This is a genomic window from Kitasatospora sp. NPDC001309, assembly GCF_042896295.1.
Classification (GTDB): domain Bacteria; phylum Actinomycetota; class Actinomycetes; order Streptomycetales; family Streptomycetaceae; genus Kitasatospora.
In genome coordinates this window covers 74,063-88,417 of the sequence record NZ_JBIAXC010000043.1, presented here as the reverse complement: position 1 = coordinate 88,417, position 14,355 = coordinate 74,063, and the positions used below count along the sequence as shown (strand labels likewise).

Below are 14,355 nucleotides of genomic sequence, written 5' to 3'. Positions count from 1 at the left end.
AGCACCCACCCCCGGAACCGCCCCCGGACCCACCCACCCTCCCGAAAGCCCCCCACCCACCAACAGCCCCGCGCAGCGGCCCCCACCCGGAATGCCCCCCACCCCTCATGGGGTTGGATACACCCATGGCATCTCGTGCACGCGTACGCGCCCCCGAACTGGTCGGAGCAGGCGGCTGGCTGAACACCGGCGGCAAGGACCTCACCCTCGCCGACTTCCGGGGCAAGATCACCGTCCTGGACTTCTGGACCTTCTGCTGCATCAACTGTCTGCACGTCCTGGACGAGCTCCGCGAGCTGGAGGAGCGGCACCGCGACACCGTGGTGATCGTCGGGGTGCACTCGCCCAAGTTCGTGCACGAGGCCGACCACCAGGCCGTGGTGGACGCCGTCGCCCGGTACGAGGTGCACCACCCGGTGCTGGACGACCCGGAGCTGGCGACCTGGAAGCAGTACGCCGTCCGCGCCTGGCCGACGCTCGTGGTGATCGACCCCGAGGGCTACGTGGTGGCCCAGCACGCCGGTGAGGGCCACGCGCACGCGATCGCCCGGCTGGTGGCCGAGCTGGAGGCGGAGCACGGGGCCAAGGGCACGCTGCGCCGCGGCGACGGCCCGTACGTGCCGCCGGAGCCGAGCAGCGAGGACCTCAAGTTCCCCGGCAAGGCGGTGCGGCTGCCGAACGGCCACTTCCTGGTGGCCGACTCCGGCCACCACTCGCTGGTCGAGCTGGCCGAGGACGGCGAGACGGTGGTGCGCCGGATCGGTGACGGGCAGCGCGGCCTGGTGGACGGCGCCGACCCGCGGTTCAGCGAGCCGCAGGGCCTGGCGCTGCTACCGGAGGGCCACGACTACGACGTGGTCGTCGCGGACACCGTGAACCACGCGCTGCGCGGGGTGCGGCTGGCCGACGGCAGCGTGACCACCCTGGCGGGCACCGGCCGCCAGTGGTGGCAGGGCACGCCGACCGAGGGCCCGGCCCGCGAGGTGGACCTCTCCTCGCCGTGGGACGTCGCCTGGTTCGACGGCAAGGTGTGGATCGCGATGGCGGGCGTGCACCAGCTGTGGGCGTACGACCCGGCGGCCGGCACGGTCGCCGTGGCGGCCGGCACCACCAACGAGGGCCTGGTGGACGGCCCGGTCGCGGAGGCCTGGTTCGCCCAGCCGTCCGGCCTCGCGGTCTCCGCGGACGGCGAGCGGCTCTGGGTCGCCGACTCGGAGACCTCCGCGCTGCGCTTCGTTTCACGTGAAACGGGGACGGTCGAAACGGCCGTCGGGACCGGGCTGTTCGACTTCGGCCACCGGGACGGCGCCGCCGACCAGGCCCTGTTCCAGCACCCGCTGGGCGTCACCGTGCTGCCGGACGGCTCGGTGGCCGTCAGCGACACCTACAACCACGCGCTGCGCCGCTTCGACCCGGCGAGCGGCGAGGTCACCACGCTGGCCACCGACCTGCGCGAGCCCTCCGGGGCGGTGCTGGTCGACGGCGACATCGTGGTCATCGAGTCGGCCCGGCACCGGCTGACCCGGCTGCGGCTGCCGGAGGAGGCGGTGCGGGTGGAGTCGGTGGCGCACCGCACCCAGCGCGCGGCCACCGAGGTCGCCCCGGGCGCCCTGCGGCTGGACGTGGTGTTCGAGGCCCCGAGCGGCCAGAAGCTGGACGAGCGCTACGGCCCGTCCACCCGGCTGCTGGTCAGCTCGACCCCGCCCGAGCTGCTGGTCTCCGGTGCGGGCGCGGACTCCGCCCTCTCCCGCGAGCTGGTGCTCTCCGCCGAGGTGACCGAGGGCGTGCTGCACGTCTCGGCGATGGCCGCCTCCTGCGACGACGACCCGGAGATCGAGTACCCGGCCTGCCACGTGCACCAGCAGGACTGGGGCGTGCCGGTGAAGCTGGTCGCCGACGGCGTGCGCCGCCTCCCGCTGGTCCTGGCGGGCATGGAGTAACCGGGCAAGATGCGAAGGGGCCCGCCGGCGGACCGGCGGGCCCCTTCGCGGCTACGTGCTCAGCCCTCCAGGAAGGCCTTGATCGCGCTGGCCAGCAGGTACGGGTCCTCGGCCCCGCACAGCTCGCGCGCGGAGTGCATGGACAGCGCCGCGATGCCGCAGTCCACCGTCTTGATGCCCAGCCGCGCCGCGGTGATCGGACCGATCGTCGTCCCGCAGGGCATCGCGTTGTTGGACACGAAGCTCTGCCACGGCACGCCGGCCTTCTCGCAGGCGGCCGCGAACACCGCCCGGCCGACCCCGTCGGTCGCGTAGCGGTTGTTGACGTTGACCTTGAGGATCGGCCCGTTGTTCGGCAGCGGGTGGTGGCCCGGCTCGTGCCGCTCGGAGTAGTTCGGGTGGACGGCGTGGCCCATGTCCGAGGACAGGCAGACGGTGCCGGCCAGCGCCCGGGCGCGGTCCTCCGGGGAGCCGCCGCGGGCGTACACCGTCCGGTCCAGCACGTTGCCGAGCAGCGGGCTCTGCGCGCCGGTGTCCGACTCGCTGCCGGTCTCCTCGTGGTCGAAGGCGGCCAGCACCGGGATGTACGGCAGCTCCACCTCGCCCCCGGCGGCGGCGACGGCCACGGCGGCCAGCGCGGCGGTGGCCGCGTGCACCGAGAGCAGGTTGTCCAGCCGCGGGCCGGCCAGCAGCTCGCGGTCACGGCCCAGGTACGAGGCGGGCTGGACGTCGTGGGTCATCAGGTCCCAGCCGGCCACCTCCTCGGCGGCCAGTCCGGCCCGCTCGGCGACGTAGCCGATCAGCGAGCCCTCGTCGACCGGGCCGAGGCCCCAGATCGGGGTGACGTGCCGCTGCCGGTCCAGCTTCATGCCGTCGTTGACCTGGCGGTCCAGGTGGATGGCGAGCTGGGGCACGCGCAGCAGCGGCTCGTCCAGCTGGACGAGCCGCGCGCTGCCGTCCTTCAACGCGAGTCTGCCGGACAGGCCGAGGTCACGGTCCAGCCAGGTGTTCAGCGGCACCCCGCCGTAGATCTCCACCGCGACCTGCCGCCACCCGGCGGAGCCGGTGTCGGGGACCGGCTTCACGCGCAGGTTGGGCGAGTCGGTGTGGGTGCCGACGATCCGGAACGGCGTCTCCGGCCCCGCCCCCTCCGGCAGGTACCAGGCGATCAGCGCACCACCGCGGATCAGGTAGCGCCCGCCGGCCGCCGCGTCCCAGGCGTCCGCTTCCGCGACCTGACGGAACCCCGCCTTCTCCAGGCGCTCGGCGGCGCTCGCGACCGCGTGGTACGGGGACGGCGAGGTGCCGAGGAACGCGATCAGATCGTCGGTGTGCGTCCGGTCGAAGAAGGCCCGGCGGGCGGCGGTCGACATACTGCTCCAGGGTCGAGGGAGGGCCGAAGCCGGATGGGGGATCGGCTTCGCACCTTGAGCATATGCCCGTACACGGACATGGCATTCGGGACCGGGCAACGGTTTCGGAACACCGGCGCGATCCCGAACCCGCCTCCCACCGGCCCTTCTTCACGCCCTGGTCCGACCCGGTCGCACACCGTCAGCGGAGCCCCGGCCGCGGCCGCGCCGCACGGGCCCGCCGCGCACCGAAAAGCCGGGAACCCCCACCCGCGCCCGACCGCCGGGTGATAACACTCGTCCCAGTGAAGTCCTCGGGGAGAGGGATGAGTTGACCACGACGACGAAGACCGCCGACGGCACCGCCGACCCGCCGCCTCCCCCGCCCGCCCCGTCGCGGGCCGCGCGGCGGCGGCGGGCGCTGCTGGGGGTGGCGCTGGCCGCCGCGCTGGTGGCGGTGGGCGGGGTGGGGGCGGCGGCGCTGGTGAAGTCCCCGGCGGAGCGGGCCGCGCGGACCGCTCCGCCGCCGAACAGCCTGCTGACCGCGCCGGTGGTCAGCCGGGTGCTGACGCCCTCGACGGTCGCCCGCGCGGTGGTGTACCCGCCCGCGCAGTTCGACGTGGTCCCGACCGCGGCCTCGACCGAGGTGACCGGCCTGTTCGTCTCGAAGCTGGGCGTGCGGCAGGGGGACCTGGCGGTGGCCGGGAGGCTGCTCGCCGAGGTGTCCGGGCAGCCGCTGTTCGCCCTGCCCGGACCGGTGCCCGCGTACCGCGACCTCAAGCCGGGCAGCACCGGCCCCGACGTGGCCGAACTCCAGTCCGCACTGGCCGGGTTGGGGCACGGGAGCGGCGAGGACGACCAGGGCTCGTACGGGCCCGGCACCGCCGCCGCGGTGACGGAGTTCTACCGCGCGCTCGGCTACCCGGTGCCGACCACCGGCGCCACCACCCAGCAGGCCGTGGACACCGCGCGGAAGGCGGTCGACGCCGACCGGCGGACGGTGGACGGCCTCACCGCACAGAAGGAGGCGGGCGCCACCGCACCGCCCCCGACCCCGGCCCCGGCCCCGACCCAGCAGCCCCAGCAGCCCCAGCAGCCCCGGCCCCCACCGGCGACCTCGACCGGCAACTCGCCGACGCCAGGAAGCAGTTGGCGGACGACCGGGCCGCCCTCGGCAAGGCCGAGGCCGTCAACGGCCCGATGGTCCCGGCCGCCCACGTGCTGTTCCTGCCCGCCCTCCCGGCCACCGTCACCGCCGTCAACGGCGCGGTCGGCTCGCCGGTCTCCGGCGCCCTGCTGTCGCTCACCAGCGGCGGCCTGGCCGTCACCGGCCAGCTGACCCCGGCCCAGGCGGCCGGCGTCCGGCCGGGCATGGCCGTCGAGCTGCTCGCCGAGGACTCCGGCACCACCGCCCCCGGCACCGTCGCCCAGGTCGGCGCCCCGACCACCGCTCCCCCGGCCGGCAAGGTGATCACCCTGGGCGGCTCGGGCGCGCCGGCGGGCTCCGGCCCCGCCCGGCCCGGCGCAGTACCCCCCGGCGCCGTGGGCCCGGCCGCCGGAGCGCCCGACAACCAGCCGGGCGGCCAGAGTTACGTACCGGTCACGATCACCCCGGACGCCCCGCTGCCCGCCGCTCTGAACGGCAGGAACGTCCGCCTCACCGTCCTGAGGGCCAAGGCCGGCGCCCCCGTCACGGCCGTCCCGGTCTCCGCGGTCTCCACCGACGCGGCGGGCCGGACCTCCGTCACCCGGGTGGATCCCGCCGGGAACCGCAGCACCGTCCCGGTCGCCACCGGCGTCACCGCGGACGGCCTGGTGGCCGTCACCCCGGCCGAGGGCGCCCGGCTGCGCGACGGCGACCAGGTGGTGGTCGGCAAGTGACCCCGCCGGCGACGGACTCCCCCGCCGCACCGCCCGTCATCGCCCTGCACGGCGTCGGCCGCACCCACCCCGGCCGCCCGCCCGTCGTCGCCCTGCACCCCACCGACCTGACCGTCCACCGCGGCGAGTACCTGGCCGTCACCGGCCCGTCCGGCTCCGGCAAGTCCACCCTGCTGCACCTGCTCGGCCTGCTCGACACCCCCACCGGCGGCCGCTACGAGCTGGACGGCATCGACACCGCCGGCCTGCGCGACCGGGACCGCTCGGCCCTGCGCGGGCACCGGATCGGCTTCGTCTTCCAGTCCTTCCACCTGCTCCCGCACCGCACCGCCGAGGAGAACGTCCTCCTCGCCCAGGTCTACAACCGCACCCCGCGCCGCGCCCGCCGCGCCGCCGCGCTGGCGGCGCTGCGCCTGGTCGGCCTCGGCCACCGCACGGACGCGCTGCCCGGCACCCTGTCCGGCGGCGAGCGCCAGCGGGTGGCGATCGCCCGCGCCCTGGTGAACCGGCCCAGCCTGCTGCTGTGCGACGAGCCGACCGGCAACCTGGACCCGGCCAACGCCGCGGCGGTGCTGAACCGGTTCGACGCCCTGCACGCCGAGGGCTTCACCCTGCTGGTGATCACCCACGACCCCGCCGTGGCCGCCCGCGCCGACCGCCGGGCCCTGCTCCGCGACGGCCGCCTGACCGTGCCCGAGGTGGTCTGAGTGGCCCGCCCCACGCCCCCCGGACCGTCCTCCCGCCTCAGCCCCCGCGACCTGCTCTCCGAGGCGCTCTCCGGCCTCCTGCAGCGCCCCGGCCGCTCGGCGCTGACCCTGCTCGGCACCGTGCTGGGCATCGGCGCCTTCGTCGCCGTCCTCGGCCTGACCGCGACCGCCACCGGCCGGATCGACGAGCGGTTCAGCCTGACCAGGGCCACCACCGTCACCGTCACCGACCAGCCGCGCACCGACGGCGTCGCCCCCGGCACCAACCCGCCGAGCGACTTCCCCGCCGACGCCGACCACCGGATCGCCGCGATCGACGGCGTACGGGCCGGCGGCGTCTGGTGGCCGGTGCCCGGCACCCCGACGCTCTCCCGCCGCCCGGACGGCCCCGACGAGGGCGCCGGACTGTCCGTCCTGGCCGCCACCCCGGGCGCGGTCGCCGCGATGGAGCCGACCCTGACCGCCGGGGTCACCCTGGACCCGTTCGTCCAGGACACCGCACAGCCGGTGGTGCTGCTCAGCGAGGCCGCCGCCGCACGCCTCGGGGTGAGCCGCCTGGACGCCCAGCCGGCGGTCTTCATCGACCGCCTCCCGTACACCGTCGCCGGCGTCTACGCGGACGTCCGGCGCGGGCCGGGTGCCCTGCTGAGCCTGATCGTCCCGGCCGGCACGGCCTTGGAGCACTTCGGCAACCCGGCCCCGCAGCCGGACCGCGGCGCCCAGGGCCTGGTCGCCACCCGGATCGGCGCGGCGCCCGTGGTGGCGGCCCAACTCCCGCTCGCCCTGCGGCCGGACGCCCCGACCGCGTTCACCGCCGTCCCGCCGCCGGACCCGCACGGCCTCCAGGACACGGTGGCCTCCGACCTGACCGGCCTGTTCCTGGCCCTGGCCGGGATCTGCCTGCTGGTGGGCGCCGTCGGCATCGCCAACACCACGCTGGTCGCCGTCCTGGAACGGACCGCGGAGATCGGCCTGCGCCGCTCGCTGGGCGCCCGCACCGGCCACATCGCGGCCCAGTTCCTCACCGAGTCGACGGCCCTGGGCACCCTCGGCGGCCTGATCGGCACCGGCCTGGGCGTGGTCACGGTGGTCGGCGTGGCCGCCGCCCGGGACTGGACCGCCGTCCTCCAGCCCGCCACCACCCTGCCCGCCCCCCTGATCGGCACCGCCGTCGGCCTCCTCGCCGGCCTCTACCCGGCCCTGCGCGCGGCCCGCACCGACCCCCTCCAGGCCCTGCACGGCACCTAGGACGGCACCTGGAGCGGCACCTGGAGCGGCACCTGGGGCGGCACGGGAAACGCCGAAGGGCCCGGTGGCAGCCGGGCCCTTCGGTGTGAGGGTGTCGTCAGGCGGTTCAGAAGAGGAGGGCGCAGGCCTTAGAAGGCCTCCTCCGCCAGCTCCATGATCTCGTTGTCGATGCCCTCGGCGATCGCCCGCTGGGGGGCGATGGTCGGGAGGACGTTCTTGGCGAAGAAGCGGGCGGCCGCGACCTTGCCCTGGTAGAACGGCACGTCCTTCTCGGAGGCGCCGGCCTCCAGCTTGGCCAGGGCCACCGCGGCCTGGCGCAGCAGCAGCCAGCCGACCACGACGTCGCCGGAGACCATCAGCAGGCGGGTGGTGTTGAGGCCCACCTTGTACATGTTCTTGACGTCCTGCTCGACCGAGGTCAGGTCGGCGATGAGCTTGCCGACGATGGCCTCCAGGTCGCCGGCGGCCTTGGCGAGCAGCTCGCGCTCGGCGGCCAGGGCGTCGCCGCCCTCGGCGGAGCCGAGGAACTTCTGGATCTGCTCGTTGAGGGCGGTGAGCGCCTGGCCACCGTCCTTGACGATCTTGCGGAAGAAGAAGTCCTGGCCCTGGATGGCGGTGGTGCCCTCGTACAGGGTGTCGATCTTGGCGTCGCGGATGTACTGCTCGATCGGGTACTCCTGCAGGTAGCCGGAGCCACCGAAGGTCTGCAGGGACTGGGCGAGCTGCTCGTAGGACTTCTCCGAGCCGTAGCCCTTGACGATCGGGAGCAGGAAGTCGTTGAGGCGCTCGGCGGCCTCGTCCTTCTCGCCGCGCAGCTTGGCGGCCATCATGTCGTCCTGGACGGACGCGGTGTACAGGACCAGCGCGCGCATGCCCTCGGCGTAGGCCTTCTGGGTCAGCAGCGAGCGGCGCACGTCCGGGTGGTGGGTGATGGTGACGCGCGGGGCGGTCTTGTCCAGGAACTGGGAGATGTCGGCACCCTGCACGCGCTCCTTGGCGTACTCCAGGGCGTTCAGGTAGCCGGTGGAGAGGGTGGCGATGGCCTTCGTGCCGACCATCATCCGGGCGAACTCGATGATCTTGAACATCTGGCGGATGCCGTCGACCTTCTCGCCCAGCAGCCAGCCCTTGGCCGGGTGCTTGGCACCGAAGGTCATCTCGCAGGTGTTCGAGGCCTTGAGGCCCATCTTGTGCTCGACGTTGGTGGCGTAGACGCCGTTGCGCTCGCCCAGCTCGCCGGTCTCCCAGTCGAAGTCGAACTTGGGGACGATGAACAGACCGAGGCCCTTGGTGCCCGGCTTGCCGCCCTCGGGGCGGGCCAGCACCATGTGGATGATGTTCTCGGACATGTCGTGCTCGCCCGAGGTGATGAAGCGCTTGACGCCCTCGATGTGCCAGGAGCCGTCCTCCTGCTGGATCGCCTTGGTGCGGCCGGCGCCCACGTCGGAGCCCGCGTCGGGCTCGGTGAGGACCATGGTGGAGCCCCACAGGCGGTCGGTCATCCGCTTGGCGACCTCGAGCTGCTCCTCGGTGCCCTCCTCGGCGATGACGCCGGCGAAGGCCGGGCCGGAGGAGTACATCCAGATGGCGGGGTTGGAGCCCAGGATCTGCTCGGCGAAGGCCCAGATCAGCGAGTTCGGGGTGACCTGGCCGCCGATGGACTCCGGGATGCCCAGGCGCCACCACTCGGCGTCCATGAAGGTCTGGTAGCTCTTCTTGAACGTGGCCGGGACCGGGGCGGTGTTGGTCTCCGGGTCGAAGACCGGCGGGTTGCGGTCGGCGTCGACGAAGGACGCGGCGAGGTCGTTCTCGGCGAGGCGGGTGATCTCGCTGAGGATGTTCTTCGCGGTCTCGACGTCCATGTCCGCGAACGGCCCGGTGCCGTACACCTGGTCGCGACCGAACACCTCGAAGAGGTTGAACTCCACGTCCCGCAGGTTGGACTTGTAGTGACCCATGGCCGTTTTCTCCGGTTCGTCGCTTCCGGGAGACCGCCGCGTTTCGGGCGCCCCGTACCCACCAGTAGGCATCATGATGCTACCCAGCGGTAACTTGGGCAAGCCCCCGGCGGTGAATCCGGTATGAACGTGGTCACGTCCCACAAGCCGGGGCGACCACTCCTTGTCAGGATCGACGCCAGCGCGGGCGGGTGCGCTCCCGCTAGCCTGTCCGTGTGTACGGATATGACCAGAACGCATACCCGGGTGACCCCTACCAGCAGCAGGCGGGTCCGCAGCCGGGCATGAACGGCATGCCCGGACCGGACGCGTACGGCACCCAGGGGCAGGCACCCCAGCAGTCGCTGTACCCCGAGCCCTCCCCGCCGTCCCTGGCGGACGCGGTGCGCGCCTTCACCACGGGCTCGATGGCGGTCGAGGACTTCCAGGCCATCTTCATCACCTCGAAGGTGCACTGCCCGCGCGGCGAGCGCCCCGGCTTCCTGGCACTGCACAACACCCCGACGCCGGTGATCCCGATGTTCAGCTCGCTCAAGGAGCTGCGCCGCTACGCGGGCAAGGACTCCAAGCACTTCACCGTCACCGGCGCCGAGGTGCTGGACCTGCTGCCGACCGGCTACGGCTTCGCGCTGGACATGGAGGGCGAGCACCGGATGGTGTTCGACGCCAAGGCCGTGGAGCAGATGGTCGACTTCACCATGCGCCGGATGTACGGCTGACGGACGGCCCACCCCGGGAGAGGAGCCCCGCGCTCCTTCGTCACCACATAGTTCAAGTTTCAACTTGCTTGTTGTTGAGGATTGAACTATTCTCGTGGACGTAGGCCAGAGAACCCCCCTCGAAGGAGGCCGACATGCCCGCCGTGACCGTCGACAACCCGCTGACCCTCCCGCGCGTCACCACGCCGGACCAGACCGTCGCCACCCCGCGGCCGGTGCTCACCGTCGCCACCGCCCCCGAGGGCTTCGAGGGCGAGGGCTTCCCGGTCCGCCGCGCCTTCGCCAAGATCAACCAGAAGTACCTCGACCCGTTCATCATGATGGACCAGATGGGCGAGGTGGACTACGCGGCCGGCGAGCCGAAGGGCACCCCCTGGCACCCGCACCGCGGCTTCGAGACCGTCACCTACATCATTGACGGAACGTTCATCCACCGGGACTCGCACGGCGGTGGCGGCACGATCACCGACGGCGACACCCAGTGGATGACCGCCGGCTCCGGCCTCCTGCACATCGAGACCCCGCCGGAGTCCCTGGTGCGGTCCGGCGGCCTCTTCCACGGCCTCCAGCTGTGGGTGAACCTGCCCGCCTCGGACAAGATGATCACCCCGAAGTACCAGGACATCCGCGGCGGCAGCGTCAAGCTGCTCGGCTCCGAGGACGGCGGCGCGCTGCTCCGGGTGATCGCCGGCGAGCTGGACGGCCACCAGGGCCCGGGCACCACCTTCACCCCGATCACCATGATCCACGCGTCGGTCAACCCCGGCGCCCAGGTCACCCTGCCCTGGCGCGCCGACTTCAACGCCCTCGCCTACGGCCTCGCGGGCAACGGTTCGGCCGGCGCCGAGCGCCGTCCCTTCCACCGGGGCCAGGCCGTCGTCTTCGGCGACGGCGACTCGATCACCATCCGCGCCGACGAGAAGCAGGACTCCCGCGACAACAACTTCGAGGTGGTCCTCCTCGGCGGCCTCCCGATCCGCGAGCCCGTCGCCCACTACGGCCCGTTCGTGATGAACAGCCACCGCGAGCTCCAGCAGGCCATGGAGGACTTCCAGGCCGGCCGCCTCGGCACCATCCCCACCGACGCCCACTGACGCCCACGGACACCCACGGACGTCGGCACACCCGAAGGGCCCGGACCGCTACGGTCCGGGCCCTTCGCCATGTTCGTACCGGAAGCCTCCGGAGTCCCATCCTCCCCTTGTCGCACGGGTGTTGACACCTGCTCCGAGCGTCTCCCCATAATGTCGATTGGTCTGAACCATTGGCCAAATTGGTCGAGACCACCACGGGAGGAAACCCACCATGCGCCGTACCGTCCGGCGGCTCGCCGTACTCGCCGTACTCGCCTCGACACCGCTGATCGCCCTGACCGGTGCCACCGCGGCCGAGGCCCGGCCGACCATCGACACCAGCTCGTACTCCGTCTACGACGGGACGGGCACCTGCTCGATCAACGTGCACTTCTACTACAGCTCGCACTGGTACGTGCAGTACGACCTGATCAACCACGGCAACGGGACCCAGGGCTGCGAAGCCGGCGCGTACACCAGCGACCAGGGCTGGGTCGGCCACATCACCGGCGGCAGCTTCTCCACCAGCGACGACCCCTCCCGCTACGTGCAGCCGTGGGTGCAGAAGGTCGGCGACTCGTCCAGCTTCCGCTGGGGCCAGAACCGCTGACCCGCACCACCCACCCCGCACCACCCGGGCAACACCGCCTGAGCAACACCGCTCGGGCAGCACCGCCTGAGCAGCGCCTCCGCCGGCTACAGCAACGCGTAGACGGCGGAGGCGTCGTCATGGGTCTTGCCGCGCGGCCAGCGCTCGCAGCCCGCGTCCGCCCGCTCCACCTCGCGGACCTGGGCGATCAGCTCACCCGGACCGGACTCGGCGAGCAGCTGCAGCACGTCCCCCCAACTGCCCAGCCCGAAGCGCTCGGTGTAGCGCGAGGCGCCGTCGGTGAGGGCGGCCAGCGCGTGCAGCCGGTCCAGCCGGACGAAGCCGGTCTCGGCGTGCTCGGCGGCCCGCGGACTGGCGGCGGCGATCCACGGCCCGGTGCCCCGGTTCCGGGCGGCGCGCACCGCCAGCGCGTACTCCAGGTGCAGCGCGGCCCGCTCGGCCGACCCCGGGACGGTCGCCCAGACCTGGCGGCGCAGCCCCTCCCCGCCGGGGAAGCGCTGGTTGTCGCCGATCACCTTGGGCGGGCCGTCCTTGAACTCCAGCACCAGCAGCGAGTCCCCGAGCACCAGGTACTCCAGCGACTCGCCGTGCCGCCGGGCCGCGACCACCATCGCCGCGGGCGTGTTGGCGTGGCCGAGGTCGCAGCGGCCGCCGTGCAGCGCGGCCGTCTCCACGATGGCGTCGGCCAGGCACTCGGCGATCGAGCGGTCCACCCGGTCGGTCAGCCGGGCGAGCAGGTGCACCCCCAACCGGCGGACGTACCAGGCGGTTCCGTGCCGGCACCCGGACTCCAGACCGGCCGGCGAACTGGCGCCGTCCAGCAGGACCAGCGCCTCCGGCGAGGCCGCCGCGAAGTCCTCGCTCTCGCGGTCGGGCCGCCGTGCTTCCCCTGCGAGCTGTAGCTGCATCCCGACAGTGTGGCCGCCACCCCCGGCCCGCGCCCAGACCCCTGCGCCGGTGTGGCGCGGGCCGGGGCCGGTTTCCGGTGGCAGCCGGGGCGATTCGGCCATACCGTCGGATAACGACTGGACAATTCGGCCAATCAGGGCCGTCCAGGTTTGGCACCACCTTCGGGTGCCCGGGCGGCCCGGGACTGACGAGGAGCGGAAGATGTTCTGGCAGTTCATCGTGTTGCTCGCCGCCGCGCTCGGCTTTCCGACCGCCGCACTGTTCTTCCTGATCGGCGGACCGCGCTTCCCCGACGAGCGGCGCGGCCCCGACGCGTAACCCCCGGGCCGGACAAGGCCTACGCGCGCCAGGCCGGGTCGCGGCCGAGCAGCGCCAGCGCCCGCTCGAACCGCCCCGCACCGCCGCCGGGCGCCCGCCCCGGTCCGAACGGCCGGCCGGGCCCCCGGAACTCCGGGGTGTCCGGGACGGCCCCGGTCACCGCCAGCAGCGCGCCCGCCAGCTCCTCGTCGCCGTCCACCGCCGCGACCAGCCGCCCGGTGCCGCCGAGCGCCGCGGCGACGTCCCAGCCGTGCACCAGGGTGTCCAGCAGGTGGAAGCCGACGGCCAGGTCGAGCGGGAACGGCTCGTCGGCACGGAGTTCGGGCAGCCAGAGCGCCCGCCCGGCGGCGGCCGCCTCCCGGAAGGCGGCGATGAGGTCGGCGCCGCTGCGGCGGAAGTCCTCCGCCGGGTCGGCACCCGGTGGGGCGTCCGCGAACAGCGACAGGTCCGGACCGGCGCCCCGGGCGGCCGCGGCGAAGCCCCGGTGCTGGCCGACGCAGTGCGCCAGCAGCGCACCCAGGGTCCACCCCTCGCACGGGGTGGGCCGGCCCAGCTGCTCCGGCCGGACGGCGGCCACCACCTCGACGGCCGACGCCACGGCCCGCGCGTGCAGTTCGACGATCCTCATGCGGCCGCGACCCCCGTTCCGGCGGCGACGAATCCGATCACCTGGTCCACCACGGCCGGTTCCGCGACGATCCGGCGGTGGCCGAGCCCCCGGGTGACCACCAGGTCGAGCCGCTCCCCGTACGCCCGCTTCAAGCGGTGCGCCTGGCCGAGCGGCACCACGTCGTCGCCCTCGTCGTGCAGCACCAGGACCGGCAGCCCGATCTCCGCCGCCCGGCGCGCGGCGTCGTACCGCTCCCAGACCCCGGCGTCCCCGGCGAACAGGTCCTGTTCGATGCGGCGGCGCAGCGCCCGCTCGACGGTGGCGTCCAGGCCCAGTCCGGCGCAGAAGGCGGCCGGGAAGAAGCCCACCTCGGACACCCCGGACACGGCCGCCAGCCGGCCCGCCCGCAGGCCGTCGCCGAGCGCGCCGAAGGCCGCGCAGACGCCCAGCGAGTGCGCCACCACGGCCTCGAACGGCCCGTACCGGTCCTGGAGCCGCAGCGCCAGTTCGCGGTACTCCAGCACGCTGGTGGCGCGTCCGCCGGAGTCGCCGTGGCCCGGCGCGTCGAAGGCCAGGACGCTCAGGCCGAGGGCGCGCAGCCGGGGGACGAAGGGCGCGAAGCGGGACGCCCGGGAGCGCCAGCCGTGCAGCAGCAGGACGGGCCGTTCGCCACTGCCCCAGCGGTAGCCGACCACGGGTCCGCCGTCGACGGCGAGCGGTTCGCGGGCCGCCCCGTGGTGGACCTCCCGCTCGGCGGGCCGGACCGGGCTGCGCCGCAGCGGGCGCCGGAAGAGTTCGAAGGCCGCCCGGCCGGCCAGGCCGGGGGCGATCCGGGCGGTGGGGTTGAGGGCGGTGCGGATCAGTGCCTGGGCCGGGTCCATCGGGTCTCCCCTGCTCTCTGCGTGCTGCGCTCCCTGGGCCTTGCTCCTTGCTCGGGGCGAGATATTAGCACGACCGTTCGTGCAGTTTTCAGACCACCGCCGGACCGCCGCCCCCACGAACCGACCCACTACCCTGGGCGACACCCCAC

The 14,355-nt window shown here is 73.7% G+C and carries 12 protein-coding genes; 7 read left to right on the top strand and 5 right to left on the bottom strand.

From position 1 onward, the window contains the following. Nucleotides 1–125 precede the first annotated feature (125 nt). On the top strand, nucleotides 126–1,940 hold the full coding sequence (locus tag ACFY2K_RS33355; RefSeq protein ID WP_387716399.1) for an NHL domain-containing thioredoxin family protein: 1,815 nt from the start codon (nucleotides 126–128) through the stop codon (nucleotides 1,938–1,940). 59 nt (nucleotides 1,941–1,999) lie between these two features. Here ACFY2K_RS33355 and ACFY2K_RS33350 read toward each other — a convergent pair whose 3' ends face one another. Continuing rightward, nucleotides 2,000–3,313 (bottom strand): M18 family aminopeptidase, encoded by a 1,314-nt coding sequence (locus ACFY2K_RS33350; RefSeq protein WP_375896757.1) that lies wholly within the window; start codon nucleotides 3,311–3,313, stop codon nucleotides 2,000–2,002. A 310-nt stretch (nucleotides 3,314–3,623) separates the two neighbouring features. Here ACFY2K_RS33350 and ACFY2K_RS33345 point away from each other — a divergent pair, with 310 nt between their 5' ends. From ACFY2K_RS33345 to ACFY2K_RS33335, 3 genes are all read left to right on the top strand, one after another. Beyond that, nucleotides 3,624–4,631, top strand: coding sequence for a peptidoglycan-binding protein (locus tag ACFY2K_RS33345; protein ID WP_387716396.1), 1,008 nt, complete (start codon nucleotides 3,624–3,626; stop codon nucleotides 4,629–4,631). Nucleotides 4,632–5,169: 538 nt separating this feature from the next. Continuing rightward, on the top strand, nucleotides 5,170–5,880 hold the full coding sequence (locus ACFY2K_RS33340; protein WP_387716394.1) for an ABC transporter ATP-binding protein: 711 nt from the start codon (nucleotides 5,170–5,172) through the stop codon (nucleotides 5,878–5,880). Beyond that, nucleotides 5,881–7,128 carry an ABC transporter permease gene (locus ACFY2K_RS33335; RefSeq protein ID WP_387716392.1) on the top strand — a complete coding sequence of 416 codons (1,248 nt, stop codon included), beginning with the start codon at nucleotides 5,881–5,883 and terminating at the stop codon, nucleotides 7,126–7,128. It begins immediately after the preceding gene. Nucleotides 7,129–7,256: 128 nt separating this feature from the next. On the opposite strand, the gene ACFY2K_RS33330 is transcribed toward ACFY2K_RS33335, so the two are convergent. Then, nucleotides 7,257–9,086: an acyl-CoA dehydrogenase gene (locus ACFY2K_RS33330; RefSeq protein ID WP_380530894.1), complete on the bottom strand. Its 1,830-nt coding sequence runs from the start codon at nucleotides 9,084–9,086 to the stop codon at nucleotides 7,257–7,259. Nucleotides 9,087–9,301: 215 nt separating this feature from the next. Between ACFY2K_RS33330 and ACFY2K_RS33325 the strand changes: the two genes are divergently transcribed. The 3 genes from ACFY2K_RS33325 to ACFY2K_RS33315 all read left to right on the top strand — a co-directional run bounded on the left by ACFY2K_RS33325 (nucleotide 9,302) and on the right by ACFY2K_RS33315 (nucleotide 11,488). After that, nucleotides 9,302–9,805, top strand: a complete 504-nt coding sequence (locus tag ACFY2K_RS33325) for an SseB family protein (RefSeq protein ID WP_375896745.1) — start codon at nucleotides 9,302–9,304, stop codon at nucleotides 9,803–9,805. A gap of 134 nt (nucleotides 9,806–9,939) precedes the next feature. Then, complete coding sequence (locus tag ACFY2K_RS33320) at nucleotides 9,940–10,899, top strand: pirin family protein (RefSeq protein WP_375896743.1); 960 nt, start codon at nucleotides 9,940–9,942, stop codon at nucleotides 10,897–10,899. A 211-nt stretch (nucleotides 10,900–11,110) separates the two neighbouring features. Further along, on the top strand, nucleotides 11,111–11,488 hold the full coding sequence (locus ACFY2K_RS33315; RefSeq protein WP_375896740.1) for a hypothetical protein: 378 nt from the start codon (nucleotides 11,111–11,113) through the stop codon (nucleotides 11,486–11,488). 86 nt (nucleotides 11,489–11,574) lie between these two features. Here the strand turns inward: ACFY2K_RS33315 and ACFY2K_RS33310 are convergent, their stop codons facing one another. From ACFY2K_RS33310 to ACFY2K_RS33300, 3 genes are all read right to left on the bottom strand, one after another. Further along, the gene (locus ACFY2K_RS33310; RefSeq protein WP_375896737.1) at nucleotides 11,575–12,396 is read right to left on the bottom strand and encodes an integrase; all 822 of its coding nucleotides are present in this window, start codon (nucleotides 12,394–12,396) and stop codon (nucleotides 11,575–11,577) included. A 338-nt stretch (nucleotides 12,397–12,734) separates the two neighbouring features. Beyond that, nucleotides 12,735–13,343 (bottom strand): TIGR03086 family metal-binding protein, encoded by a 609-nt coding sequence (locus tag ACFY2K_RS33305; RefSeq protein WP_380592102.1) that lies wholly within the window; start codon nucleotides 13,341–13,343, stop codon nucleotides 12,735–12,737. Beyond that, on the bottom strand, nucleotides 13,340–14,206 hold the full coding sequence (locus ACFY2K_RS33300; protein ID WP_380530903.1) for an alpha/beta hydrolase: 867 nt from the start codon (nucleotides 14,204–14,206) through the stop codon (nucleotides 13,340–13,342). The genes ACFY2K_RS33305 and ACFY2K_RS33300 overlap by 4 nt, the downstream gene beginning before the upstream one ends. Between the last annotated feature and the right edge of the window lie 149 nt (nucleotides 14,207–14,355).

Bases quoted from the DNA above. Each gene is read 5' to 3' on its own strand.
- ACFY2K_RS33355 (WP_387716399.1), top strand. From the start codon at position 126: ATGGCATCTCGTGCACGCGTACGCGCCCCCGAACTGGTCGGAGCAGGC.
- ACFY2K_RS33310 (WP_375896737.1), bottom strand. From the start codon at position 12,396: ATGCAGCTACAGCTCGCAGGGGAAGCACGGCGGCCCGACCGCGAGAGC.
- ACFY2K_RS33315 (WP_375896740.1), top strand. From the start codon at position 11,111: ATGCGCCGTACCGTCCGGCGGCTCGCCGTACTCGCCGTACTCGCCTCG.
- ACFY2K_RS33305 (WP_380592102.1), bottom strand. From the start codon at position 13,343: ATGAGGATCGTCGAACTGCACGCGCGGGCCGTGGCGTCGGCCGTCGAG.
- ACFY2K_RS33320 (WP_375896743.1), top strand. From the start codon at position 9,940: ATGCCCGCCGTGACCGTCGACAACCCGCTGACCCTCCCGCGCGTCACC.
- ACFY2K_RS33300 (WP_380530903.1), bottom strand. From the start codon at position 14,206: ATGGACCCGGCCCAGGCACTGATCCGCACCGCCCTCAACCCCACCGCC.
- ACFY2K_RS33350 (WP_375896757.1), bottom strand. From the start codon at position 3,313: ATGTCGACCGCCGCCCGCCGGGCCTTCTTCGACCGGACGCACACCGAC.
- ACFY2K_RS33330 (WP_380530894.1), bottom strand. From the start codon at position 9,086: ATGGGTCACTACAAGTCCAACCTGCGGGACGTGGAGTTCAACCTCTTC.